Annotated in this window: 21 protein-coding genes; 14 read left to right on the top strand and 7 right to left on the bottom strand. The window is 55.2% G+C overall.

Annotated features, from left to right (window positions below; translation table 11 throughout):
• The first annotated feature begins 273 nt into the window (after positions 1–273).
• Both hglS and QQF33_RS01635 read left to right on the top strand, forming a co-directional pair.
• A complete protein-coding gene (gene hglS, locus QQF33_RS01640) occupies positions 274–1,617 on the top strand; it encodes a 2-oxoadipate dioxygenase/decarboxylase HglS (protein ID WP_285157277.1) in 1,344 nt (447 codons plus the stop codon).
• A 42-nt stretch (positions 1,618–1,659) separates the two neighbouring features.
• Positions 1,660–3,168 carry a carboxylesterase/lipase family protein gene (locus QQF33_RS01635; RefSeq protein ID WP_285157276.1) on the top strand — a complete coding sequence of 503 codons (1,509 nt, stop codon included), beginning with the start codon at positions 1,660–1,662 and terminating at the stop codon, positions 3,166–3,168.
• Here the strand turns inward: QQF33_RS01635 and QQF33_RS01630 are convergent.
• The gene (locus QQF33_RS01630; protein WP_285144510.1) at positions 3,131–3,997 is read right to left on the bottom strand and encodes a LysR substrate-binding domain-containing protein; all 867 of its coding nucleotides are present in this window, start codon (positions 3,995–3,997) and stop codon (positions 3,131–3,133) included. The two genes, QQF33_RS01635 and QQF33_RS01630, sit on opposite strands and share 38 nt — an antisense overlap.
• Positions 3,998–4,111: 114 nt before the next feature.
• Positions 4,112–5,290, bottom strand: a complete 1,179-nt coding sequence (ompC, locus tag QQF33_RS01625; protein ID WP_285157275.1) for a porin OmpC — start codon at positions 5,288–5,290, stop codon at positions 4,112–4,114.
• Between the two features lie 439 nt (positions 5,291–5,729).
• Here ompC and QQF33_RS01620 point away from each other — a divergent pair, with 439 nt between their 5' ends.
• The 4 genes from QQF33_RS01620 to rimL all read left to right on the top strand — a co-directional run bounded on the left by QQF33_RS01620 (position 5,730) and on the right by rimL (position 10,183).
• Positions 5,730–6,899, top strand: coding sequence for a pyridoxal phosphate-dependent aminotransferase (locus tag QQF33_RS01620; protein WP_282493124.1), 1,170 nt, complete (start codon positions 5,730–5,732; stop codon positions 6,897–6,899).
• 11 nt (positions 6,900–6,910) lie between these two features.
• On the top strand, positions 6,911–7,684 hold the full coding sequence (locus tag QQF33_RS01615) for an ABC transporter substrate-binding protein (RefSeq protein WP_285154947.1): 774 nt from the start codon (positions 6,911–6,913) through the stop codon (positions 7,682–7,684).
• Positions 7,685–7,931: 247 nt separating this feature from the next.
• The gene (locus tag QQF33_RS01610) at positions 7,932–9,587 is read left to right on the top strand and encodes a glucan biosynthesis protein D (RefSeq protein WP_285157274.1); all 1,656 of its coding nucleotides are present in this window, start codon (positions 7,932–7,934) and stop codon (positions 9,585–9,587) included.
• 47 nt (positions 9,588–9,634) lie between these two features.
• Positions 9,635–10,183, top strand: a complete 549-nt coding sequence (gene rimL / locus QQF33_RS01605; RefSeq protein WP_285157273.1) for a 50S ribosomal protein L7/L12-serine acetyltransferase — start codon at positions 9,635–9,637, stop codon at positions 10,181–10,183.
• On the opposite strand, the gene ydcK is transcribed toward rimL, so the two are convergent.
• Entirely contained in the window at positions 10,178–11,158 is a 981-nt protein-coding gene (gene ydcK, locus QQF33_RS01600; protein WP_285157272.1) for a YdcK family protein, read from the bottom strand. The genes rimL and ydcK overlap by 6 nt on opposite strands.
• Positions 11,159–11,280: 122 nt before the next feature.
• Here ydcK and tehA point away from each other — a divergent pair, with 122 nt between their 5' ends.
• Together tehA and tehB are read left to right on the top strand one after the other, a co-directional pair.
• Positions 11,281–12,285 (top strand): dicarboxylate transporter/tellurite-resistance protein TehA, encoded by a 1,005-nt coding sequence (tehA, locus tag QQF33_RS01595; RefSeq protein ID WP_285157271.1) that lies wholly within the window; start codon positions 11,281–11,283, stop codon positions 12,283–12,285.
• Positions 12,282–12,878, top strand: a complete 597-nt coding sequence (gene tehB / locus QQF33_RS01590; RefSeq protein ID WP_285157270.1) for a tellurite resistance methyltransferase TehB — start codon at positions 12,282–12,284, stop codon at positions 12,876–12,878. Before tehA ends, tehB begins: the two co-directional genes overlap by 4 nt.
• Here tehB and pepT read toward each other — a convergent pair.
• Positions 12,875–14,104, bottom strand: coding sequence for a peptidase T (pepT, locus tag QQF33_RS01585; protein ID WP_285157269.1), 1,230 nt, complete (start codon positions 14,102–14,104; stop codon positions 12,875–12,877). The genes tehB and pepT overlap by 4 nt on opposite strands.
• 111 nt (positions 14,105–14,215) lie before the next feature.
• Between pepT and QQF33_RS01580 the strand changes: the two genes are divergently transcribed.
• Both QQF33_RS01580 and QQF33_RS01575 read left to right on the top strand, forming a co-directional pair.
• A complete protein-coding gene (locus QQF33_RS01580) occupies positions 14,216–15,808 on the top strand; it encodes an ABC transporter substrate-binding protein (RefSeq protein ID WP_285157268.1) in 1,593 nt (530 codons plus the stop codon).
• Positions 15,809–15,948: 140 nt separating this feature from the next.
• Positions 15,949–16,617, top strand: a complete 669-nt coding sequence (locus QQF33_RS01575; protein WP_285150468.1) for a DUF3313 domain-containing protein — start codon at positions 15,949–15,951, stop codon at positions 16,615–16,617.
• A 36-nt stretch (positions 16,618–16,653) separates the two neighbouring features.
• Here the strand turns inward: QQF33_RS01575 and QQF33_RS01570 are convergent, their stop codons facing one another.
• A complete protein-coding gene (locus tag QQF33_RS01570) occupies positions 16,654–17,550 on the bottom strand; it encodes a DMT family transporter (protein ID WP_282493114.1) in 897 nt (298 codons plus the stop codon).
• A gap of 171 nt (positions 17,551–17,721) precedes the next feature.
• Here QQF33_RS01570 and QQF33_RS01565 point away from each other — a divergent pair, with 171 nt between their 5' ends.
• Entirely contained in the window at positions 17,722–18,594 is an 873-nt protein-coding gene (locus QQF33_RS01565; protein WP_285157267.1) for a helix-turn-helix transcriptional regulator, read from the top strand.
• Here QQF33_RS01565 and QQF33_RS01560 read toward each other — a convergent pair.
• The gene (locus QQF33_RS01560; RefSeq protein WP_285157266.1) at positions 18,574–19,740 is read right to left on the bottom strand and encodes a benzoate/H(+) symporter BenE family transporter; all 1,167 of its coding nucleotides are present in this window, start codon (positions 19,738–19,740) and stop codon (positions 18,574–18,576) included. The two genes, QQF33_RS01565 and QQF33_RS01560, sit on opposite strands and share 21 nt — an antisense overlap.
• 92 nt (positions 19,741–19,832) lie before the next feature.
• Here QQF33_RS01560 and QQF33_RS01555 point away from each other — a divergent pair, with 92 nt between their 5' ends.
• Together QQF33_RS01555 and QQF33_RS01550 are read left to right on the top strand one after the other, a co-directional pair.
• Positions 19,833–20,360, top strand: a complete 528-nt coding sequence (locus QQF33_RS01555; protein WP_285157265.1) for a helix-turn-helix domain-containing protein — start codon at positions 19,833–19,835, stop codon at positions 20,358–20,360.
• 80 nt (positions 20,361–20,440) lie between these two features.
• The gene (locus tag QQF33_RS01550; protein ID WP_285157264.1) at positions 20,441–22,405 is read left to right on the top strand and encodes a peptidase U32 family protein; all 1,965 of its coding nucleotides are present in this window, start codon (positions 20,441–20,443) and stop codon (positions 22,403–22,405) included.
• Here the strand turns inward: QQF33_RS01550 and QQF33_RS01545 are convergent, their stop codons facing one another.
• Positions 22,406–22,636 (bottom strand): DUF2554 family protein, encoded by a 231-nt coding sequence (locus tag QQF33_RS01545; protein ID WP_285154958.1) that lies wholly within the window; start codon positions 22,634–22,636, stop codon positions 22,406–22,408. It lies immediately after the preceding gene.
• A 246-nt stretch (positions 22,637–22,882) separates the two neighbouring features.
• On the opposite strand from QQF33_RS01545, the gene QQF33_RS01540 reads away from it, so the two are divergent.
• Entirely contained in the window at positions 22,883–23,260 is a 378-nt protein-coding gene (locus QQF33_RS01540) for a hypothetical protein (RefSeq protein WP_285144496.1), read from the top strand.
• The last annotated feature ends 147 nt before the right edge of the window (positions 23,261–23,407 follow it).

The raw sequence follows: 23,407 nt of genomic DNA, 5'->3' as shown, positions 1-23,407 counted from the left end.
CGATGTTATGAAGATAGCCATGGGAGTGACAAGGACAGATGTTTAATTTTGATAACCTGATAGCAAAATATTATTAACATTTGATCTATTTGAGTTACAAGAAAATTTTCACAGGCGGAAGATGCATTCCGCTTATGACGTTTCGTGATAATCAGTGACAAAAAGCGCAGGGAATAACCACTTGCCTGCCAGGATCACAAATCGCAAATTCTTCCCCCCAACGAGGACGGCCTTCTCTACACTCCAGGTAATATTCACTGGAGGCATGACATCATGGCGAACACCATCACGGCTGATGACATTCGGGAACACTTTTCGCAGGCTATGTCAGGGATGTACCAACAGGAAGTTCCGCAGTACGGCACATTGCTGGAGCTGGTTGCGGATGTGAATCTGGCGGTACTGGAAAATAATCCGCACTTACATGAACAACTCGCCAACGCCGATGAGCTGGCGCGTTTGAATGTCGAGCGCCACGGGGCGATCCGCGTGGGCAGTGCGCAGGAACTCTCAACGCTGCGGCGGATGTTTGCCATTATGGGCATGTATCCCGTCAGCTATTACGATCTCTCCCAGGCAGGCGTCCCGGTACACTCCACGGCGTTTCGCCCCATCGATGACGCCGCGCTGTCCCGCAATCCGTTCCGCGTTTTCACCTCGCTGCTGCGCATGGAGCTTATCGAGAACGTGGATATGCGCAAACGCGCGACGGAAATCCTCGCCCAGCGCAATATTTTCACGCCGCGCTGCCTGGAGCTGATCGCGCTGCATGAGTCGGAAGGGCACTTTACTGAAACGCAGGCGCGCGAGTTTGTTCGTGAAGCGCTGGAAACCTTCCGCTGGCATCGCCACGCCACCGTCGATCAGGAAACCTATCTGGCGCTGCATAATGAACATCGGCTGATTGCCGACGTGGTCTGCTTCCGCGGCTGCCATATCAACCATCTTACGCCGCGCACCTTAGATATCGACCGGGTGCAGGAGCTGATGCCGAAGTACGGCATTGAACCGAAGATTTTGATCGAAGGCCCGCCGCGTCGTGAGGTGCCGATTTTACTGCGTCAGACCAGTTTTAAAGCGCTGGAAGAGCCGGTGCTGTTTGCCGGAGAACATAAAGGCACGCACACGGCGCGCTTTGGCGAGATCGAGCAGCGTGGGGTGGCACTCACGCCGAAGGGCCGAGAACTTTATGATCGGCTGCTTACCGAAGCAGGCACCGGCAGGGATAATCTGACCCATCAGTTGCACCTGCGCGAAGTGTTCCAGACCTTCCCGGACAGCGAAATGTTCCTCCGCCGTCAGGAGCTGGCCTATTTCCGCTACCGTCTGACGCCTGCGGGCGAGGCCCATCGGCAGGCATTTCGTCCGGGCGACGATCCGCAGCCGCTGATTGAGCGCGGCTGGGTCGTGGCGCAGCCCATTACCTATGAAGATTTTCTGCCGGTGAGCGCGGCGGGGATTTTCCAGTCGAATCTGGGGAATGAAACCCAGGCGCGGAGCCACGGGAATTCCAGCCGGGAAGCATTTGAAACCGCGCTCGGTTGCCCGGTGTACGACGAGTTTGAGCTCTATCAGCAGGCGGAAGACCGCAGTAAACGGCGTTGCGGTTTGCTCTGAAATCGCTACTCTGCTGGGGTGTGATGGAAAAAGAAGGTGATTATGGAACATTCCACTCCCCCGGTGGTGACGACGCGTCAGGGTGCGCTCTGCGGTTTTACGGATGAAGATATTCATGTCTGGTGCGGTATTCCCTATGCCGCACCGCCTGTCGGCGCTCTGCGCTGGCGATCGCCACAACCTCCTGAACCCTGGGACGGTATTCGTCTGGCCGATACGATATCGGCATCCAGCTGGCAAAACAGCGACTACTGCCGGGAACTGGGCGGGGGCGACCCTGGGCGGTTCTCGGAGGATTGTCTCTATCTCAACGTCTGGTCTCCCGCAAAACGCAATGCGCCGCTGCCGGTGATGGTCTGGCTGCACGGCGGCGGGTTTACGATCGGCGCGGGCGGATTGCCACCTTATAACGGAAAAGCGCTGGCGCAACGGGACGTGGTTGTTGTGACGATCAACTATCGTCTGGGCCATCTCGGTTTCTTCGCCCATCCGGCGCTCGCCGGTGAAGAAGCGTCGGTTGTGCATAATTTTGCGCTGTACGATCAAATTGCAGCTCTCAACTGGGTGCGCGACAACATTGCCGCGTTTGGCGGCGACCCGGATAACGTGACCTTGTTCGGTGAGTCTGCCGGGGCGCGCAGCGTGCTGTCATTGCTTGCCTCTCCGCTGGCAAAAGGGCTGTTTCATAAGGCGATTGTCCAGAGCGGCTACACGCTGCCCGATACTCCGCGCGAGCAGGCGTTGCAAAAAGGTGAGGCGCTGGCGGCGCATTTTGGTATTCAGAATGCCACGGCAGAACAGCTGCGGGCGATCCCGGCGGACGCCTTCTGGTCCCTCGCGGCGCCCCTGAATATCGCGCCGACGCCGATTGTTGGCGACAGCGTGTTGCCGGAGCCGATGCTGGATGTGTTCTTTGCTGCCCGTCAGCACCCAGTGCCGCTGATGATTGGCTCAAACAGCGACGAAGCCAGCGTGATGGCGGTGTTTGGCATCGATCTCGCCGGGCAAATTCAGAAGCTGCGCCGTGAGCGGCGATTTGGTCTGGGACTGATCAAGCTGCTTTATCCTGGTGTGAAGGGCGACGAAGAGCTGGGGCGGCAGGTGTGCCGCGATATGGCGTTCACCACCATGGGATTTGTGGTGATGCAGGCGCAGCAGCGCGTCGGCGAGCCTTGCTGGCGCTACTGGTTTGACTACGTTGCAGAAGCGGAGCACGAAACCTATCTCAACGGCGCGTGGCACGGGAATGAAGTGCCGTATGTTTTTGATACGCTCGGGAACATTGAGCCTTCACGCCAGTATGTGAACGAGCGCGATCTGGCGTTTGCCGCGCAGGTGGCGGATTACTGGGTCAACTTTGCCCGTCATGCGAGCCGAACCTGCGATGCGCTACAGGGTCCGACGCGCTGGCCTGCCTGTCGTAAAGGGCGGGACGTGTTGCTGCGTATCGGTTTGAATAAACATGCAGGTTTTCGGCTGGAAAACCGCTTTATGCGCGCCCGAATGAGCCTGTTTAAACGGGTGATGAAGCACCATGTGAGTCTTGATTGAGTAAACATGCGCGAAACGCGGCCAGCCCGGCGGCTTTCGCGCGCGATTCCCGTAACACCAGCCGATAGCTGGCCCCGGTTTTGACGCTGGTATCAAAAGGGCGCGCGAGTCGTCCGGCGCGAATGTCCTCTTCGACCAGCGTTTCGTCTGCAATTGCGACACCCAGCCCCTGCATCGCCGCGGTGATCGCCAAATCCATAGTGTCGAAATGCTGATTTCTCTGCATCGTTAGGGCGAGTTCAGCCTGTCTGGAGAGCCAAAGCGACCAGTCCGTTTTGTCCCGCGTAGGGTGAAGAAAGGTCAGGGTTTCCAGCGGGGCATTTAATCGTAGTGGGCTCATCACCGGCGTTAGCGCCTCCTCAAACAGCAGATCGCCCGCGTTTAGATGGGTGCCGAACACGATCGCCGCGTCGTAGGATTCGGTTTTGAAGTTCACCGTGTGATCGGTAGAGGTGGTGAGTGCAATCTGCAGCTCGGGCTGTTCGCGTTCGACCTGTAGCAGTCGCGGGACCAGCCAGCGCATGGCACAGGTCGGGACTTTCAGGCGCACGACCGTTTGCTGCGCGCGCGCCTGTTCGGCCACCGTTAACAGATGTTCGAACGCGGCCTGCAGATCAGGCAGCAGGGCGCTTCCCTGCGAGGAAAGTCTCAATCCTCGTGCGTGCCGTTCAAAAAGCGGGAAGCCAAACCAGCTTTCCAGAGTGGCAATTTTCCGGCTCACGGCTCCCTGAGTCAGGCACAGTTCTTTTGCCGCATGGGTGAGATTCAGATGACGGGCGGTGACCAGAAAGGCGTCTACAGCATTGTGTGGGAAGGTACGGCGCGACATAAACTCTCCAGGCATGCATTTTTATCATGTCGTCCATCACACATGAGCTGGAGGAGTCTGTCAATCGGCGAAAAAAAAACCCGCCGGGCGGCGGGTTTTACATGATGCATAGAATTAGAACTGGTAAACCAGACCCAAGGCTACGATATCGTCTGTAGAGATGCCAGCATCTTTATAGAACTGATCGTCGTTGTCCAGCAGGTTGATTTTATAATCAACGTAGGTGGACATGTTTTTGTTGAAGTAATAGGTTGCGCCGATATCAACATATTTAACCAGATCTTTATCTGCGTTAATGGTGCTGATAGTGCCATTAGTGTTACTGGTGTTGTAACTTAAATCCTTACCTTTAGATTGCAGGTAAGAAATGGCTGGACGCAGACCGAAATCGAACTGGTATTGCGCGGTTACTTCGAAGTTCTGAGTTTTGTTAGCAATGCCGCCCTGCATATCATTGTCGCCGTAAATGGTCATATTACGGGTTTCAGAATACATGGTTGCCAGATAGATATTATTCGCGTCGTATTTCAGACCTGCAGTCCATGCATCAGCTTTATCGCCACCAGCATAACGACCACCAGCGGAATTCACCTGATCGTTGGTACGGTCAGAAGAAGAGTAAGCCGCACCAGCGCTGAAGCCCATGCCGAAATCATAGGTAGTGGACATACCGAAGCCGTCACCATTCTCATGACGAATGTCGCGACCGTTGTTAGTACCTTCGTTGCCAATACCGGTACCTTCTTCGGCATTTTCGGCGCTTTCATTGTTACCCTGATACTGCAGAGCAAAGTTCAGGCCATCAACCAGACCGAAGAAGTTGGTGTTACGGTAGGTTGCCACACCGTTAGCACGGCTGGTCATGTAAACGTCAGACTGTGCCCAGGTATCGCCACCGAATTCTGGCAGCATATCGGTCCAACCTTCTACGTCGTACAGCACGCCGTAGTTACGACCGTAGTCGAATGAGCCGTAGTCACCGAATTTCAGACCCGCGAAGCCCAGACGGGTCCAGGACTGGTTTGACGAACCTTCAGTGTTGTTAGCCTGAACGTTGTATTCCCACTGGCCGAAACCGGTCAGTTGGTCGTTAATCTGAGTTTCGCCTTTGAAGCCAAGACGAACATAGCTCTGATCGCCATCTGCAGAAGTGTTGTCAGAGAAATAATGCAGACCATCTACTTTACCGTACAGATCCAGTTTGTTGCCGTCTTTGTTATAAATCTCAGCTGAGTGAGCTGCACCTGCTGCCAGAAGCGCAGGAATGACCAGTGCCAATACTTTTCTATTCATTTTTTCATTCCTTAGAAAGGTTTTTATTATGATTTGAGATGAACTTTTGCCCATAACAAGAATCGGAGGAATCGTAATATTGTTTCGAATGCGGCGGCAATTAATATGAACCGGTAAAATGTTAATATTTACGTCAAAAGTAACGCATTGAAACCTTGATTACATTGAGTGATATATTTCGTTTATTTATTCATGGTGTTTATTTGTTTTTAATTAATAGTGGCGAATATTTGTTCTTGTTTTTATATTTCCAGACGACGTCATTTGATATTTGTGATCGCTGATTGAGTTTTTAAGCAAAAAGTCAAAGTGTCTCTTTTACCCTCAAAAACGTTCAAGTTATGCATTTTCGTCATGGCTACTATGACAACAATTCGGTTGTCCCCGCGGTGTCCTTCTTGTTGAATAGTTATGCAATATCCACGCAAAAGGATTGATGATGACTCTGCATACGCCCGTGCAAACCCGTTCAAAACTGCCTGACGTTGGCACGACGATTTTTACCGTGATTGGCCAACTCTCCGCTCAACATAACGCCATCAATCTTTCTCAGGGAGCGCCCAACTTTTCCTGCGACCCTAAACTTATCGCGGGCGTCACGCGGGCGATGGAAGCGGGGCATAATCAGTATGCCGCGATGACAGGCCTGCAGCCGCTGAAAGAGCGCATCGTCGATAAAATTGCCACGCTGTATGGCACCCGCTACGACGCCAGCAGCGAAGTGCTGATCACCGCCAGCGCCAGCGAAGGGCTCTATTCAGCCATCAGCGGGCTGGTGCATCCCGGTGATGAAGTTATCTATTTTGAACCCTCTTTCGACAGCTACGCGCCGATTGTCCGCTTGCAGGGCGCGACGCCTGTGGCGATTAAACTCACGGTGCCAGATTTTGCCGTCGACTGGGACGAAGTTCGCGCTGCGGTCACCCCCCGCACCCGCATGATCATCATTAATACGCCGCACAACCCGAGCGGACAGGTCTTTTCTGCACAAGACCTGGAGCAGCTGGCGGCGATCACCCGCCAGACTGACATCATTATTTTGTCTGATGAAGTGTACGAGCACGTGGTGTTTGACGGACAGCCGCATCACGGCATGGCCACGCATCCGCAGCTGGCGGAGCGTAGCGTGATCATCTCATCATTTGGAAAAACCTATCATGTCACCGGCTGGCGCGTAGGGTATTGTGTGGCTCCCGCTGAGCTGATGGACGAAATCTGCAAAGTGCATCAATTTCTGATGTTTTCTGCCGATACTCCAATGCAGTACGCCTTTGCGGAGCACATGGCCGATCCGCAAACCTGGCTGTCGCTGTCGGCGTTTTACCAGCGCAAGCGCGATCTGCTGCAAAATTTACTGGCGGAATCGCCGTTCCGTCTGCTGCCGAGCGCCGGGTCGTTCTTCCTGCTGGCTGATTACAGCCACTTCAGCGACGAAAGTGATAGCGAGATGGTTAAACGTCTGATCGTCGAATCCGGTGTGGCAACCATTCCGCTGTCGGCGTTTTATACGGACGGAACAGATAACAAATTGATCCGCCTCTCTTTTGCTAAAGACGAGGCAACATTACGGGCAGGTGCGCAGGCCCTGTGTCGGGTTAAACCACGCTAAGGAGTGTTGAGATGAAATTTAACGCATTAGTTGTCGGCATGGGATTGCTGTGTTCATTTTCTTCCTTTGCTGCGACCGAGCTGCGCTATGGCCTGGAAGCGGAGTATCCGCCGTTTGAAAGCCGCAATGCCTCGGGCGAACTGGAAGGTTTTGATATCGATCTGGGTAAGGCGATCTGTAAAGCTGCCGAGCTGAAATGCAGCTGGGTTGAGACCTCCTTTGACGCGTTGATCCCGGGCTTAATGGCGAAGAAATTTGACGCCATTAACTCGGCGATGAACATCACCGATCAGCGCCGTCAGAGCATTGACTTCACCCAGCCGATCTACCGTATTCCTTCCCAACTGGTGGGCAAAGAAGGAAGCGGCGTTGAAGCGACGCCGGAAGGGTTAAAAGGCAAAACGATTGGCGTGCTGCAGGGTTCCATTCAGGAAACCTATGCCAAAGAGCACTGGGAGAAGCACGGTGTCACCGTGGTGTCTTATAAAGATCAGAATATGGCCTGGGGTGACTTGCTGAATGGTCGTATCGACGCCTCGCTGGTGATGTCAGCGGCCGGGCAAGCAGGTTTCCTCAGTAAGCCGCAGGGGAAAGGGTTTGGTTTTATTGGCAAACCGGTGTCGGACGACACTATCCTCGGCAGCGGGATCGGTTTCGGGCTGCGTAAAGGTGATGAGGCCACCAAAAAACAGCTCGATGCGGCCATTGAGAAAGTCCGCGCTGACGGAACGATCGACCAGCTTGCGAAGAAATACTTCCCGGGTATCGATGTCAGCGTAAAATAATAATATTGCGCCTGATTTGCCCCTGATGCAGATGTCCTTCAGGGGCTTTTTATTTTTGATGCATACATAACTTTACCGTCAATTCAGCCCATTCCCCTCGACAGAAAATATTTCTCGCTTTGCTCAGATTATCGCCGCTCAACAATTGGATTCTTAACCGTTTTTGTTTAGGCTGTGCGTTCTTTCTTGCCGTCGTTTCGCTGCGTGCGAAACTCATTCACACGACCATAAGGACGTTTTCTCAGGCATGAATCGCAGACGTTTTTTAAAAGGCTCGCTGGCCATGGCTGCCCTGAGCGGTACCGCTGGACTCTCATCGCTCTTTTCCCGTGCAGCCTTTGCTGCCGAGTCGGACATTGCCGACGGTCAGAGCCGTCGTTTTGACTTCTCTGTCCTGCAATCCATGGCGCACGATCTGGCGCAAACGCCGTGGGGGGGAGCTCCGCGTCCGCTGCCCAATACGCTGGCGACCATGACGCCGCAGGCCTACAACGCCATTAAATACGACGAAAAACAGTCCCTGTGGAACAATATCGAAGACCGTCAGTTAGACGTGCAGTTCTTCCATATGGGGATGGGTTTCCGCCGCCGCGTGCGCATGTTCTCCCTCGATTCTGCGACGTCCCAGGCGCGTGAGATCCACTTCCGCCCTGAGCTGTTTAGCTACAACGATACGGATGTCGACTCCAAACAACTGCAGGGGCAGAGCGACTTAGGCTTTGCCGGTTTCCGCGCTTTCAAAGCCCCGGAACTGGCGCGTCGCGACATCGTCTCTTTCCTCGGTGCGAGCTATTTCCGTGCCGTGGATGATACTTATCAGTACGGCCTGTCCGCGCGCGGCCTGGCGATTGATACCTTTACCGATACGCCGGAAGAGTTCCCGGATTTCACCTCGTTCTGGTTCGAAACCGTCAAGCCGAACGACACCACCTTTACCGTCTATGCGCTGCTCGACAGCCCAAGCATTACCGGTGCCTATAAGTTCGTGATCCACTGCGAGAAGAGCCAGGTGATCATGGAAGTGGATAACCACCTGTATGCGCGCAAAGACATCAAACAGCTTGGCATTTCGCCGATGACCAGTATGTTCAGCTGCGGCAACAACGAACGCCGCATGTGCGACACCATTCACCCGCAAATCCACGACTCCGATCGCCTGGCGATGTGGCGCGGAAACGGGGAATGGATCTGCCGTCCGCTGAACAACCCGCAGAAACTGCAGTTCAACGCTTTCCAGGATAAAAACCCTAAAGGCTTTGGCCTGCTGCAGCTGGACCGCGATTTCTCCCACTATCAGGACATCATGGGCTGGTACAACAAGCGTCCAAGCCTGTGGGTCGAGCCGCGCAATCAGTGGGGCAAGGGCAGCGTCGGCCTGATGGAGATCCCAACCACCGGCGAAACCCTGGATAACGTGGTCTGCTTCTGGCAACCGGAAAAACCGGTCAAAGCGGGCGACGAGCTGGACTTCAAATATCGTCTCTACTGGAGCGCGCAGCCGCCAGTTCGCTCGCCGCTGGCGAACGTCTTTGCGACCCGCACCGGCATGGGCGGTTTCCCGGAAGGCTGGGCACCGGGCGAAAACTACCCGAAAGTGTGGGCGCGCCGTTTTGCCATTGACTTCGTGGGTGGCGACCTGAAAGCCGCTGCGCCGAAGGGCATCGAGCCGGTCATAACGCTCTCTAACGGCGAAGCGAAGCAGGTTGAGATCCTCTACGTCGAACCCTTCGACGGCTACCGCATTCTGTTTGACTGGTATCCAACGGACGATTCCACCGATCCGGTGGAAATGCGCATGTTCCTGCGCTGCCAGGGGGATGCGATCAGTGAAACCTGGCTGTATCAGTATTTCCCGCCTGCGCCGGATAAACGCAATTACGTTGACGACCGCGTGATGCGCTAACGCTCAAATCCCTCTCCCTTCGCGGGAGGGGGAAAATATGAGGACTCATGACCGCGACCTCCGTTGAAATCATTCCCGTCACCGACCGCATCGAACTCCGGTCCGTCGACGAGCGCTACACCAGCGAGCTTCACGCCCTGGTGATGAAAAACAAAACCTGGCTGCAGACCGCCTTTGACTGGGCGCAGTACGTCGGTACGCAGGACGATACGCGTAAAAACGTGCTCAGCAATCAGATGCTGCACCAGCGCGGATACGCGAAAATGTTCCTGATATTTCAGGATGAGACGCTGAAAGGCGTGCTGTCATTCAATTCCATCGAGCCGACAAATAAGACGGGCTATATCGGCTACTGGCTGGATAAAGGCAGTCAGCGGCAGGGTATTCTGTCGCTTTCGTTACAGGCGTTCATGGGCTACTACGCAGAGCGCGGGGAAATTCGTCGCTTCGTCATTAAGTGCCGCGTGGCGAACATGCAGAGTAACCGCGTGGCCGTGCGCAACGGTTTTACGCTGGAAGGGTGCCTGAAAGAGGCCGAGTATTTAAACGGTGAGTTTCAGGATGTGAACACCTACGCCAAAATTATCCGCCTATAGCGCCCCGAGCAGCGGCGTGCGGGTGATGCGCTGCTGTCCGTTAATCACTTTCTCCCCGCGAAGATGAATATTGTCCCCGCCAAAGGCTTCAATCACCGCATCGTCGGTGATTTCAATTCGATGCTCGATCAGCACATCGCCGCTGATTCTGGCGCGCCCCTGAATCACCACTTTGTCGTCAATCATGATCGGGCCGCCGCGCAGCCATGCCTGGCCGCCAATCAGCACGTGATGTTTGATAATCACATTCCCCTCAACGACGGCGTTTTCGGCCACCTGCGAACTGTAGCGCAGGGTGGGAATGGCATCGTCCTCAAAGCCCGCGACCAGTCGGGCGTTACCGTAGACTTTGGCGCAGTCGCAGATCCAGACGTTGTTCACCTCATTGCCTTCGATAAGGGCGTTCTCAAACACCTCAGCGCGGTGCTCGATGAAGGCGAAATTGACCATCGCATCGCCGTATATTTGCGCCTGATGGACAATCCGGGACTGGCTCACGGTGGCGTTATCGTAGATTTTGAGCACTTGTTCGCGGTCGGGCGTCATGCCAGTGGCTGCTATCACCGTGCTCTCATGTAGAATGCGCGCGTTGCCGTAAAGGTGGCAGATGCCGCGCACGACGGAGGACTGAACGGTGACGTTGTCACTTAACTGTGCGCCGTGGCTCACCTGAGAACCGTCCACCCAGCTGTTGTCGCGGATGTTTGCCGCATGGCTGATCACACAGGGCTGGGTTATGCGCGCGTTATCGCAAATTTGTGCCTGGCCGAAGACGACGCTGTTCTCATCGTATACCCAGCAGTTTCCGTCATGCGACAGGGCGCTTTCATCCTCCAGCCAGCCGCCTTTGGTCCCGGCGGTGACATCGCTGAAATCGCGCTCGGCGATGATCTGGCGCAGGGTGATGCTGGCTTTTCCCTCTGTGTTCTGAAAGTGATAAAGGCGGGTCTCGTCGCTGAGTCGGTATTTTTTCATGAGGGTCTCTCTGCTCATCGTCTTCATTAAACGTAGCAAACTTTACGCCTTCTGAAGTACTGGCAACCGAGTCTGAAACCCCTTAAACTAGCATTTCAAATATAATTTATACTTTAAAATTAATGCATAAAAGACACAAATCCGAACAAGTTCTTAACTTACCCTTCGGCTATTTCGGCATGGTATTAGGGACTATTGGCATGGGTTTCGCGTGGCGTTACGCCAGCACCCTCTGGCCGGTTTCCCGCTGGCCGGGTGAGATTCTGGTGTCGCTAGCCACTCTGATTTGGTTTTTGCTGACCCTGGCTTTCATCACCCGCGCTGTGCGTTTCCCGCGCAGCGTGCTGGCGGAGATGCGCCACCCGGTGATGAGCAGTTTTGTCAGCCTGTTTCCGGCCACCACGATGCTGGTGGCGATTGGTTTTGTCCCCTGGTGTCGTCCCGTTTCGCTGGTGCTGTTTGGCATTGGCGTAGTGGTGCAGCTGAATTATGCCGCCTGGCAAAGCGCCGGATTGTGGCGGGGGAAACACCCTGAAGAGGCCACCACGCCGGGCCTGTATCTTCCGACCGTCGCCAATAACTTTATCAGCGCGATGGCCTGCGGCGCGCTCGGGTTCCACGATGCGGGGCTGGTGTTTTTAGGCGCTGGCGTCTTCTCCTGGCTGAGCCTGGAGCCGGTGATTTTGCAGCGCTTGCGCAGCGCCGGTGAGCTGCCGACGGCACTCAGAACGTCGCTCGGCATTCAGCTGGCGCCCGCGCTGGTGGCCTGCAGCGCCTGGTTTAGCGTCAACGGCGGCGAAGCGGATACCTTCGCCAAAATGCTGTTTGGCTACGGTCTGTTGCAGCTGCTGTTTATGCTGCGTCTGATGCCCTGGTATCTCTCCCAGCCGTTTAACGCCTCTTTCTGGAGCTTCTCGTTCGGCGTCTCCGCGCTTGCCACCACCGGGCTGCATCTTGGGCAGAGCAGTCCGTCAGGCTTTTTTCACGCCATCGCGGTTCCGCTGTTTATTTTTACCAACGCCATCATTGCGCTCCTGCTGGTGCGCACCTTCATTTTACTGGTGCAGGGAAAGCTTTTAGTTCGTTCAGATAAAGCCACGCTTATGCACGCTGAGGAAAAGAAATGACTCACTTTGATGAAAACTACTTTACCGAAAAATATGGTCTGACCCGCACCCACTCGGAGGTGCTCTACAGCGCCGGGATCGTCAAACCGGGTAAAACCCTGGATCTGGGCTGCGGCAATGGCCGCAACAGCCTGTATCTGGCGGCGAATGGCTACAACGTCACCGCCTGGGATAAAAACCCGATGGGCATCGATAACATCGAGCGCATCAAGGCGGAAGAAGGGATTCGCAATCTGCAGGCGTCGGTTCAGGATCTGAACAGCCTGAGCTTCGACGGTGAATATGACTTTATTCTCTCGACCGTGGTGATGATGTTCCTGGAAGCCAAAACCATTCCGGGACTGATTGCCAACATGCAGCGCTGCACCGTGCCTGGCGGTTACAACCTGATTGTGGCGGCGATGGATACAGAAGATTACCCGTGCACCGTCGGGTTCCCGTTCGCGTTCAAAAGCGGCGAACTGAGCCGCTATTACCAAGGCTGGGAGCTGCTGAAATATAACGAAGACGTCGGCGAGTTACACCGCACCGACGCCAACGGGAACCGCATCAAACTGCGTTTCGCCACTATGCTGGCGCGCAAACCGGTCTAACGGGCGGCCAGCAGGCAGAGTTGCAGGGCCGTTTTGTAGGACGCCTCGAACGACGAAAGCGGCAGGAACTCAAATTTTGAGTGGAAGTTATGCGCGCCGGTGAAGAAATTCGGGGTCAGCAGGCCTTTCGCCGACAGGGCTGCGCCGTCGGTGCCACCGCGCATTGGCGTCGGTTTTGGCGTGATGCCGAGGGATTCCATCGCCTCAAACATCAGGTCGATGGCGCGGCGATCTTCGCCAATCGCATTGCTGATATTGCTGTAGGTGTCTTCGATGTGATGCTCGACGCGGGCGGAGGGGTGCTGCTCCGCAATTTTGCGCGCGACGTCGGCGATCTGCAGTTTGCGCGCGGCGAAACTGGCGGTGTCGAAATCACGGATATTGGCTTTGAGCACCGCTTCGTTTTGTCCGGCCTGAATACCGTTGAACCAGATATACCCCTCGCGCCCCTCGGTGCATTCCGGCGTCTCCTGACGGTCGAAATAGCTGATGAAATCCATCGCCATCAGCAGCGGATTCACCAGCACGCCTTTCGCCGACATCGGGTGGGCGGTCACGCCGGTGAAGCGGATTTCTGCCGCGGCGGCGTTAAAGTTCTCGTACACGATCTCGCCAATTTCGCAGCAGTCGATGGTCCAGGCGAAATCCACGTCGAAGCGTTTGAGATCCAGCGCTTTCGCGCCGCACAGACCAATCTCTTCATCCGGCACAAAGGCGACCACGATATCCCCGTGCTGATGCTCCGCCGTCAGGTTTTCCAGCACCGTCATCACCACCGTCACGGCGGCTTTATTATCTGCGCCTAATACGCTGGTCCCGTCGCTGAAAATAATCTCTTCGTCAGGGTAAGCCAGTATTTCCGGATGCTCTTTTACGCGTAACCAGATCTGTTTCTCTTTATTCAGACAGAGGTCTTCTCCTGCAAATCTTAATATTTGCGGATGAATATCCGGTGATAATCCGACGTCTACCGTATCGATATGGGTAATAAATCCGATGCGCGGCGCGCCGCTGACCGTGCCTTTTTTGACGGCGGTAACAGTCGCAAATTCGTCGATCACGATGTCGCTCAACCCCAGTGATTCCAGCTCCTTTGCCAGTTCGCGCGCCATCTCGTGCTGGCCGGGTGTCGAAGGGAGCGTTTTGCTTTTCGGATCGCTCTGGCTGGTAATGGCCAGGTAGCGATAAAAGCGTTGGGTTAATTGACTGGAGAGTGAGTTCGCCATAGTGATTCCTTCTTTATTTGTATTATCAGGTGTTTGCATAATCACTTTAATGGTATTTGTGTATCGGCAAAAGAATTAATTAGCCGTCGAATAAAAAGACAGGAAAATGCGATGAACAGCAAACTGACAAAATTAACCCTGGCCATTGCCGCATTAACGGTAAGTTCCACCGTGGCGGCAAAAACACTGGTGTATTGCTCGGAAGGATCGCCGGAAAATTTTAACCCTCAGCTTTATACCTCTGGCACCAGCGTGGATGCCAGCGCGGTCCCGGTCTATAACCGACTGGTGGATTTCAAACCCGGCACCACGGAGCTGGTGCCAAGCCTGGCCGAAAGCTGGGACGTGAGCGAAGACGGCAAGGTTTACACCTTCCATCTGCGCAAAGGGGTGAAATTCCAGAGCAACAAATTCTACAAGCCGACGCGCGACTTCAACGCCGATGACGTGATCTTCTCCTTCATGCGGCAGAAAGACGTCAATCACCCGTACCACAACGTCTCGAACGGCAGCTATTCCAACTTTGAAAGCCTGGAGTTTGGCAGCCTGATCACCGCCATCGACAAGGTGGACGACCATACCGTGCGCATTACGCTCGCGCACCCGGAAGCGCCGTTTGTGGCGGATCTGGCCTGGTATTTTGCCTCGATCCTTTCAGCAGAATACGCCGACGCGATGCTTAAAGCGGGCACGCCGGAAAAGGTGGATATGGACCCGATCGGCACCGGGCCGTTTAAGCTGACGCAGTACCAGAAAGATTCACGCATCCTCTTCACCGCGTTCCCGGAATACTGGCAGGGCAAATCGAAGCTCGACCGGCTGGTGTTCAGCATCACCCCGGACGCCAGCGTGCGCTTTGCCAAAATCGAGAAAAACGAGTGTCAGGTGATGCCGTTCCCGAATCCGGCGGATCTGCCGCGCATGAAGGCCAACAAAGATATCAACCTGATGAGCAAAGCGGGGCTGAACACCGGTTTCCTGGCGTTTAACACCCAGAAACCGCCGCTGGATAACGTGAAAGTGCGTCAGGCCCTGGCGATGGCGATCAACAAACCGGCGATCATCGATGCCGTATTCCACGGCACCGGCACCGCGGCGAAAAACCTGCTGCCGCCGGGCGTCTGGAGCGCGGACAGCGAGTTGAAGGATTACAACTACGATCCGGAAAAAGCCAAAGCACTGCTGAAAGAGGCTGGGTTCGCCGACGGCGTGAGCATCGAACTGTGGGCGATGCCGGTGCAGCGCCCTTATAACCCGAACGCCAAACGGATGGCCGAAATGATTCAGGCCGACTGGGCGAAAATCGGCGTGCAGGCAAAAATCGTCACCTATGAGTGGGGCGAATATCTCAAGCGCGTGAAGGGCGGTGAACATCAGGCGGCGCTGATGGGCTGGACCACGGCGACGGGCGATCCGGATAACTTCTTCGGCCCGCTGTTTACCTGTACCTCAGCCAACGGCGGCTCGAACTCGGCGAAATGGTGTTATCAGCCGTTTGATAAAATCATCAACGAGGCAAAATCGATAACCGATCACGATAAACGCGTGGCGCTGTACAAAGAGGCGCAGCAGATGATGCACGATCAAATGCCCGCGGTGATGATTGCCCACTCCACGATTTTTGAGCCAGTGAGAAAAGAGGTGACGGGCTACGAAATCGATCCGTTTGGCAAACATCTGTTCTGGCAGGTGGATATTAAATAACCATAAAATCACTGCCCGTAACTATTACGGGCAGTCTGTTTTCTGAATTGTGCGTCGAGCACCTTTTTTGTCACAACAGACCCCTGATACTTTTGCTATAACTTCATATGCATATCTGCACATAACAGGGATCCACAACCATGCGTACTCAGACTTTTTTTAAAGTTGCAGCGCTTACCGGCCTGCTGGCATTAGCCGGCTGTGCGTCCAAAGTGGCGCAACCCGATCAGTTCTCGGGCTTTTTGAAAGATTATTCAGGCTTGCAGCAAACAACGTCAGCGACCGGCAAACCGACGCTGCGCTGGGTCGATCCATCCTACAACCCGTCTAATTACGACAGTATTGTCTGGAATCCAATTACCTATTATCCAACGCCTAAACCTTCCACCCAGATAGGGCAAAAAACCCTCGATGGGCTGCTGACTTATGCTAACAATAAAATGAAACCTGCCATCGGTTCGCGTAAACCGCTGGTGGCGACGCCAGGGCCACGTAGCCTGATTTTCCGCGGCGCGATTACCGGTGTGAGTTCGAAAGAAGAAGGGTTGCAGTTCTATGAAGTGGTCCCTGTTGCCTTAGTCGTTGCCGGTACGCAAATGGCGACCGGACATCGCACCATGGATACTCATCTCTTCTTTGAAGGTGAGTTGATTGATGCGGCAACGGGCAAACCTGTTGTTAAAGTCGTTCGTAAAGGCGAAGGGAAAGAGCTCAATAACGAAAGCACGCCGATGGCGATGTCGAACCTGACACACGTTATCGATGACATGGCGACAGATGCCACCATGTTCGACGTGAAGAAAAAATAATGCCCATACCGGCGGTATCCTCCACCGCCGGTTTTTTTACGCCGTCCGCAGTCGCTTAAACCAGGTTTCCGGTTTCGTGAACATCACCATATTCCCCGTCAGAATCAGCAGCAATCCTGCCACGGCATTCATGTGCCAGACGTAGCCTTCGTACACCGTTGAAATCGACAGCGCGACCAGTGGGAACAGCAGCGTGCTATAAGCCGCTTTGCCAGCCCCGATGCGCCCGACCAGCGTGAAATACACGCCAAAGGCAATGACCGAGCCGAAGATCGCCAGGTACAGCAGGGCACCGATGTAGCTCACCGTCCACTGCGGCATAAAGTTGTCGCCGCGAATCAGCGCAATCGCGCCCATCACCAGCGTGCCGTACATCATCGCCCAGGCGTTGGTGGTCATGGTTTCCAGACCGTTACGCTGATGGCGCAGGCTGATCATATTCCCCAGCGAGAACCCGTAGGTCCCGAGCGCTGACAGGCCGATGCCGAGGAGCAGTTCATGGCTCCAGCCGCTCGCCAGCAGATCGTCCCAAAAGAGGGTGATGATCCCCAGCAGGCCCAGCGCCGCTGCGGTCCAGAAACGCGCCGGTGGACGCTGACCAAAGAAGATAAAGCTGTTAATGGCGTTATACAGCACCGCCATCGAGAAAATGACCGACTCAAGACCGGTATTGATAAACTTCGCTGCCGTGTAAAAACACCAGAAGTTAAAGCAGAACACGCAGCAGCCCTGAATCATGCAGAACAGGTGATCGCGCAGGACCATTTTACGCAGGCGTCTTAGCGCCAGCAGAACCAGCATCATGGTGGCGCTCGCCACGGCAAAGCGCCAGAAGATGGACACCGGCGCGGCAACCGGTCCTTGTTGCAGGAAAATCGCAATCCAGGTGGTTCCCCAGATCACCACCACCAGCCCATACAAAAATGCGTTCATTTTTCTCTCTTATCTAAGCGCAAAAGAGCAGTGTGGCCTGGCTTACGCGCGCCTGCTTTCAGCACCTTGCGGCAGACTTGCAAATTCTTGCGCTTTTTTCTTACCTCATCTCTGGTATCAGGCGGCAACACTTCTTAGACTGTCTCTCTGTTTACTTGCCAGCTACCGGTTATGTCTCGCGCTTACGACACCTTTGAAACCCTTCGCCAACAGAATGCCGTACTGCGGGAGACGGTCGCCCTCAATTCGGGCATCCAGCTGGCGGCGTGGTACAACAAGCACGATACGGTGACGGTTAAAAGCAATCATCACACCCTGAGCCTGTACGTGGCGGACGGCTACGAGAGCTACCACAAAACCGCCAGCGGCTGGAAAAACGGCGGTGGACCGGATCGTTTCTGCCTGATGCCAAAAGAGAGCGAGTCGAGCTGGGATATCCGCGACGATTTGTCCTTTGTGCATCTGTATTGCACCGACGAGCATCTGCGTGAACTGGGCGAGAAAATTTGGGATAAAAGCCCGGCCGGGATTTCACTGGACGAAAAAACCTTCGCCAGCGATCCCAAAATCGCCATGCTCTATCGCCAGTTTTTGCTCGGCTGCGACTGGCAGCAGCAGGCCAATCAGCTGACCCTCAGCACCGCCAGCACCTTGCTGCTGACCCATCTGATCCAGAACTACTCCAGCGTGCAGTGGAAGCTGCCGGTGGTGACGGGCGGTCTCTCGCCGTTTGTGCTGCGCAATGTGCTGGAGTACGTCGACAACCATCTCTCAGAGCCCTTAACCCTCGCGGAACTGGCGGCGGTGGCGGCACTGAGCGAATACCATTTCGCGCGGATGTTCCGCCAGTCGATGAACATGGCGCCGCATCAGTACGTGATGCAGCAGCGCATGGACAAGGCAAAACAGCTGGTGCAGTTCACTCAGCAGCCGTTGACAGACATCGCGCTGGCCTGCGGGTTTAGCTCGGCCAGCCATTTCAGCAATCGCTTTAAAGCCACTGTCGGATTAACGCCCTCGCAGCTACGCGCGGCGAAAGCGTGACAACACGGCGAAGCAGATCCCGCCCGCGATAAGCCCCCAGAACGCCGACCCAATCCCCAGCAACGTTACGCCGCTGGCGGTCACCAGAAAGGTGACGATCGCCGCGTCGCGCTCCGTCTCATGCAGCAGCGCCTGAAACAGACTGCCGCTAATGGTCCCTAGCAGCGCCAGCCCGGCCAGCGTCTGGATCCAGCTGAGCGGCAGCGCCGCCATCAGGGCAGTAATCGAACCGCCAAATATCCCCGCCAGCAGATAAAACACACCCGCCGCGGCGGCCGCCATCCAGCGTTTATCGGCGTCCGGATGGGCGTCCGGGCTTTGGCAGATCGCGGCGGTAATGGCGGCGATGCAGATGGAGTAAACGCCAAACGGCGAGAACAGCAGGGCCAGCGCGCCGGTAAAAATGATCAGCGGTGAAACGGCCACCGGATAACCGGAGGCTTTCATGGTGGCGAAACCGGGGGCGTTTTGGGAGGCCATCGTCACCAGGAAGAAGGGCAGACCAATACTGACGAGCGTGGTAAAGGTAAATTTTGGTGCGATAAATTCGGGCATCACCAGGCTAAATGCCAGATTGTCCGTGACAACGTCACCTCCCGCCCAGGCCGTGACGCTCCCGACCAGCAGGGTGGCGACAATGGCATAGCGCGGCGCAAAGGCTTTCGCAATCAGCCACGCCACCAGCATGCTGCCGCACAGCAGGAAATGCCCCTCAAGATTAATGAACGCCTGCAGGCCAAAGCGCAGCAGCACACCCGCGAGCATCGCCGCCGCCAGGGTGTGGGGGATGATTTTCATCAGCTGGGCAAAAAGTCCCGTCACACCGCAGAGCAAAATTAGCGCATTGGCGAAGATAAAAATGCCGATGGTTTCTGGGAGCGTCACCCCCTGCAAACTTGTGGCGAGCAGCGCTGCGCCGGGCGTAGACCAGGCGGTGAGCACCGGGGATTTGTACCACAGGGAAAGGGCGAGCGTGCTCACACCCATACCCAGCCCGAGCGCGGTCATCCAGCCGGCTATCTGATGCGGCGTGGCCCCTGCGGCGGCGGCGGCCTGCCAGATAATGGCGGCAGAGCTGGCGTAGCCCACCAGCACGGCGACGAAACCGGCCAGCACCGCCGGGAAGAGTGAGGAGGAAGGGCGCATGAAAACTCCGTTGTGCGTTATAGCGTCCGGAGGAATGTAGCACTGTGCGCTATAGCGTACAAGTGGTACACTTCGCCGCAACGGGAGGAACTATGAATATCACTCAACATCTTGCTTCAACGCTGAAAAACGAGCGTCAGGCGCGCGGCTGGAGCTTATCGAAGCTCGCCGACGAGACGGGCGTGTCGAAAGCAATGCTCGGCCAGATCGAGCGCAATGAGTCCAGCCCGACGGTCTCGACCCTGTGGAAAATCGCCACCGGTCTGAACGTCCCTTTTTCCGCATTCATCACGCCGGAAGAACATCCTCAGCCAGTGTTTGACCCCCAGCAGCAGGCGATGGTGGTCAAGCCACTTTTCCCGTGGGATGAGCAGCTTAAGTTTGATCACTTTTCCATTACCCTGGCGCCCGGCGCGCTCAGCGAATCGACGCCCCACGAGGCAGGAGTCATTGAACACGTGGTGGTGGTGAGCGGCGAACTGGAGATGTGTCTCGACGGCGTCTGGCGCAGCATCTCAGCGGATTCCGGCGTGCGTTTCGCGGGCGACAAACCCCACGCCTATCGCAACAGCAGCGGCCAGACGGTGCACTTTCATTCGCTGATCCATTATCCCCGTTAAAGGTACGCAAAACGGTTTCGCTGTCGTAGACTTCTGACTACAATAGCCGCCATTTTGACCATAACGGATAACGACGAAGTATGCGCCTGCAATCCCATCATCTTGAACTCTTAAGCCCGGCCCGTGACGCCTCTATTGCCCGCGAGGCAATTCTGCACGGTGCGGACGCGGTCTATATCGGCGGTCCTGGCTTTGGCGCTCGCCATAACGCCAGCAACAGCCTGAGCGATATCGCCGGGCTGGTGCCATTTGCCCACCGCTATGGTGCGAAGGTGTTCGTGACCCTGAACACCATTCTTCATGATGATGAACTTGAGCCTGCCCAGCGTCTGATCACCGACCTCTACCAGACCGGCGTCGATGCCCTGATCGTTCAGGACATGGGCGTGCTGGAGCTGGATATTCCGCCGATTGAACTGCACGCCAGCACCCAGTGCGATATCCGTACCGTCGAAAAAGCGAAATTCCTCTCAGACGTTGGCTTTACCCAGATCGTGCTGGCGCGTGAGCTGAATCTGAACCAGATCCGCGATATTCACCAGGCGACCGACGCGACCATCGAATTCTTCATCCACGGCGCGCTCTGTGTGGCGTACTCCGGGCAGTGCAACATTTCCCACGCTCAGACCGGGCGCAGCGCCAACCGTGGCGACTGCTCTCAGGCGTGCCGTCTGCCGTACACCCTGAAAGACGATCAGGGCCGCGTCGTGGCCTTCGAAAAACACCTCCTGTCGATGAAAGACAACGACCAGACCGCCAACCTGGCCCAGCTGATCGACGCGGGCGTGCGCTCCTTCAAAATTGAAGGACGCTACAAAGACATGAGCTACGTGAAGAACATCACGGCGCACTATCGTCAGATGCTGGATGCGATCATTGAAGATCGCGGCGATCTGGCGCGCGCCTCAGCCGGGCGCACCGAGCACTTCTTCATTCCGTCTACCGATAAAACCTTCCACCGCGGCAGCACGGATTACTTCGTCAATGCGCGCAAAGGTGATATTGGCGCGTTCGACTCGCCGAAGTTTATCGGTCTGCCGGTGGGTGAAGTGCTGAAAGTCTCCAGAGAACACCTTGATGTCAAAGTGACGGAGCCGCTGGCGAACGGCGACGGTCTGAACGTGATGATCAAGCGTGAAATTGTCGGCTTCCGCGCCAATACGGTGGAGAAGACCGGCGAAAACCAGTATCGCGTCTGGCCGAACGAAATGCCTGCCGATCTGTATAAGGCGCGTCCGAACGCGGCGCTCAATCGTAACCTGGACCATAACTGGCAGCAGGCGCTGCTGAAAACCTCCAGCGAACGTCGCATCGCCGTGGATATCGAACTGGGCGGCTGGGAAGAGCAGCTGATCCTGACCATGACCAGCGAAGACGGCGTCAGCGTGACTCATACCCTGGACGGACAGTTTGAAGAGGCCAACAACGCCGATAAAGCGCTTAATAGCCTGAAAGACGGTGTGGCGAAGCTCGGGCAGACCATTTATTACGCGCGCGATATTCAGGTGAATTTACCTGCGGCGCTGTTTGTGCCGAACAGCCTGCTGAACCAGTTCCGCCGCGAAACGGCAGAGATGCTCGATGAAGCGCGCCTGGCAAACTATCCTCGCGGCAGCCGCAAAGCGGTTTCCGTGCCTGCGCCGGTCTATCCTGATACGCACTTGTCGTTCCTGGCGAACGTCTATAACCACAAAGCGCGAGCGTTTTACCATCGTTACGGTGTGCAACTGATTGATGCCGCGTATGAAGCGCACGAAGAGAAGGGCGATGTGCCGGTGATGATCACCAAACACTGCCTGCGCTTTGCCTTTAACCTCTGTCCAAAACAGGCGAAAGGCAGCATCAAAAGCTGGAAAGCGACCCCGATGCAACTGGTCAATGGCGACGAAGTGTTGACCCTGAAATTTGACTGCCGTCCGTGCGAAATGCATGTCATCGGCAAGATGAAAAATCACATCTTCAAGATGCCACAGCCGGGAAGCGTGGTGGCCTCTGTCAGCCCTGACGAGCTGATGAAAACCCTGCCGAAGCGCAAAGGCGCTTAATCACTGAAAATGGGTATCCGGTTTGCGCGATTTCTGCCAGGAATGGTGCTCGCGCAAACCCTCCGCTGACTCCTCCGCAACACTTCTCAGTTCGTCGCTGTCCGCGCTATGGCGCAGCTGGTGGTCGGCGTTCTGCACCCACAGATATTCATGCCCCTTATGACCGGCCATTAATTGACCAGAAAATAAAGCACAGGTTAACAGTATGAATACTAAAGATGATTTAACCATTTTGTTACCGCCTGTTCACAAGTTGCGGCCATAATGCCAATAGTTACGTCTTGTTATTATTCGCAAATTAAAACTATCGCAAATAAATTGTCAGTTTTTGCGGCGTGTTGGCGTCAAGTCCAAATATAGACCCCTGATTTAGCCTCTAAATTCTGGTGGTTGTCATTTTGAGGGGATAATACGGCTGGGCATTTAAGATGAATCCGATATAATATTCTTTTGACTATGGACTAAGTCGAGTAGTAAATGAATAAAGTCATCACTCTTTCCACACTGTGTATTGCCGCGGTTGCGACAGCTTATATCAGTTACGCTTCCTTCCTCGATAAACCAGAATATCTGCAGGCGGCAGAGACCCGCGTTGGATCCTATCTGACCAGTGATTACGGGCACGTCTCCTGCAACAGCACCAAAATGACAGACCAGCAGTGGCGACTCGATTGCCACAACAAAATGAAAGGGAAAAGCTTCGAATACTCAGTCTATCCCGCAGAGCAAGCGCCTTACGCCGTCTCAAGGCCATTCTATCTGGAGGCCGTTAACGATAACGCCATTCAGAGCGCCAGACAGGGATTGATGCAGTATCTGCAAATTAATACTGAAACGACAAATATTCAGTCCTGACGGAAAACTGCGCCATTGGTTTAATATTCGTTTACCTTACGAATGTTAGGTTTAATGTCGATCCGCATCCGTCAGGGAATGACGGAACGTAGATACCAAAATACAAATCTATCCATGCAAGCATTTACCGCCAGTTTATGGCGGTTT

The sequence above is a fragment of the Lelliottia wanjuensis genome, from assembly GCF_030238365.1.
In the GTDB taxonomy this organism is placed as follows: Bacteria; Pseudomonadota; Gammaproteobacteria; order Enterobacterales; family Enterobacteriaceae; genus Enterobacter; species Enterobacter wanjuensis.
Note: the sequence above shows the minus strand (reverse complement) of the source record. Positions and strands in the feature narration are given on the sequence as shown.

What these genes read in the sequence shown, in the direction of transcription:
- hglS (WP_285157277.1), top strand. Translation starts at nt 274, where the DNA reads ATGGCGAACACCATCACGGCTGATGACATTCGGGAACACTTTTCGCAG.
- QQF33_RS01635 (WP_285157276.1), top strand. Translation starts at nt 1,660, where the DNA reads ATGGAACATTCCACTCCCCCGGTGGTGACGACGCGTCAGGGTGCGCTC.
- QQF33_RS01630 (WP_285144510.1), bottom strand. Translation starts at nt 3,997, where the DNA reads ATGTCGCGCCGTACCTTCCCACACAATGCTGTAGACGCCTTTCTGGTC.
- ompC (WP_285157275.1), bottom strand. Translation starts at nt 5,290, where the DNA reads ATGAATAGAAAAGTATTGGCACTGGTCATTCCTGCGCTTCTGGCAGCA.
- QQF33_RS01620 (WP_282493124.1), top strand. Translation starts at nt 5,730, where the DNA reads ATGACTCTGCATACGCCCGTGCAAACCCGTTCAAAACTGCCTGACGTT.
- QQF33_RS01615 (WP_285154947.1), top strand. Translation starts at nt 6,911, where the DNA reads ATGAAATTTAACGCATTAGTTGTCGGCATGGGATTGCTGTGTTCATTT.
- QQF33_RS01610 (WP_285157274.1), top strand. Translation starts at nt 7,932, where the DNA reads ATGAATCGCAGACGTTTTTTAAAAGGCTCGCTGGCCATGGCTGCCCTG.
- rimL (WP_285157273.1), top strand. Translation starts at nt 9,635, where the DNA reads ATGACCGCGACCTCCGTTGAAATCATTCCCGTCACCGACCGCATCGAA.
- ydcK (WP_285157272.1), bottom strand. Translation starts at nt 11,158, where the DNA reads ATGAAAAAATACCGACTCAGCGACGAGACCCGCCTTTATCACTTTCAG.
- tehA (WP_285157271.1), top strand. Translation starts at nt 11,281, where the DNA reads ATGCATAAAAGACACAAATCCGAACAAGTTCTTAACTTACCCTTCGGC.
- tehB (WP_285157270.1), top strand. Translation starts at nt 12,282, where the DNA reads ATGACTCACTTTGATGAAAACTACTTTACCGAAAAATATGGTCTGACC.
- pepT (WP_285157269.1), bottom strand. Translation starts at nt 14,104, where the DNA reads ATGGCGAACTCACTCTCCAGTCAATTAACCCAACGCTTTTATCGCTAC.
- QQF33_RS01580 (WP_285157268.1), top strand. Translation starts at nt 14,216, where the DNA reads ATGAACAGCAAACTGACAAAATTAACCCTGGCCATTGCCGCATTAACG.
- QQF33_RS01575 (WP_285150468.1), top strand. Translation starts at nt 15,949, where the DNA reads ATGCGTACTCAGACTTTTTTTAAAGTTGCAGCGCTTACCGGCCTGCTG.
- QQF33_RS01570 (WP_282493114.1), bottom strand. Translation starts at nt 17,550, where the DNA reads ATGAACGCATTTTTGTATGGGCTGGTGGTGGTGATCTGGGGAACCACC.
- QQF33_RS01565 (WP_285157267.1), top strand. Translation starts at nt 17,722, where the DNA reads ATGTCTCGCGCTTACGACACCTTTGAAACCCTTCGCCAACAGAATGCC.
- QQF33_RS01560 (WP_285157266.1), bottom strand. Translation starts at nt 19,740, where the DNA reads ATGCGCCCTTCCTCCTCACTCTTCCCGGCGGTGCTGGCCGGTTTCGTC.
- QQF33_RS01555 (WP_285157265.1), top strand. Translation starts at nt 19,833, where the DNA reads ATGAATATCACTCAACATCTTGCTTCAACGCTGAAAAACGAGCGTCAG.
- QQF33_RS01550 (WP_285157264.1), top strand. Translation starts at nt 20,441, where the DNA reads ATGCGCCTGCAATCCCATCATCTTGAACTCTTAAGCCCGGCCCGTGAC.
- QQF33_RS01545 (WP_285154958.1), bottom strand. Translation starts at nt 22,636, where the DNA reads ATGGTTAAATCATCTTTAGTATTCATACTGTTAACCTGTGCTTTATTT.
- QQF33_RS01540 (WP_285144496.1), top strand. Translation starts at nt 22,883, where the DNA reads ATGAATAAAGTCATCACTCTTTCCACACTGTGTATTGCCGCGGTTGCG.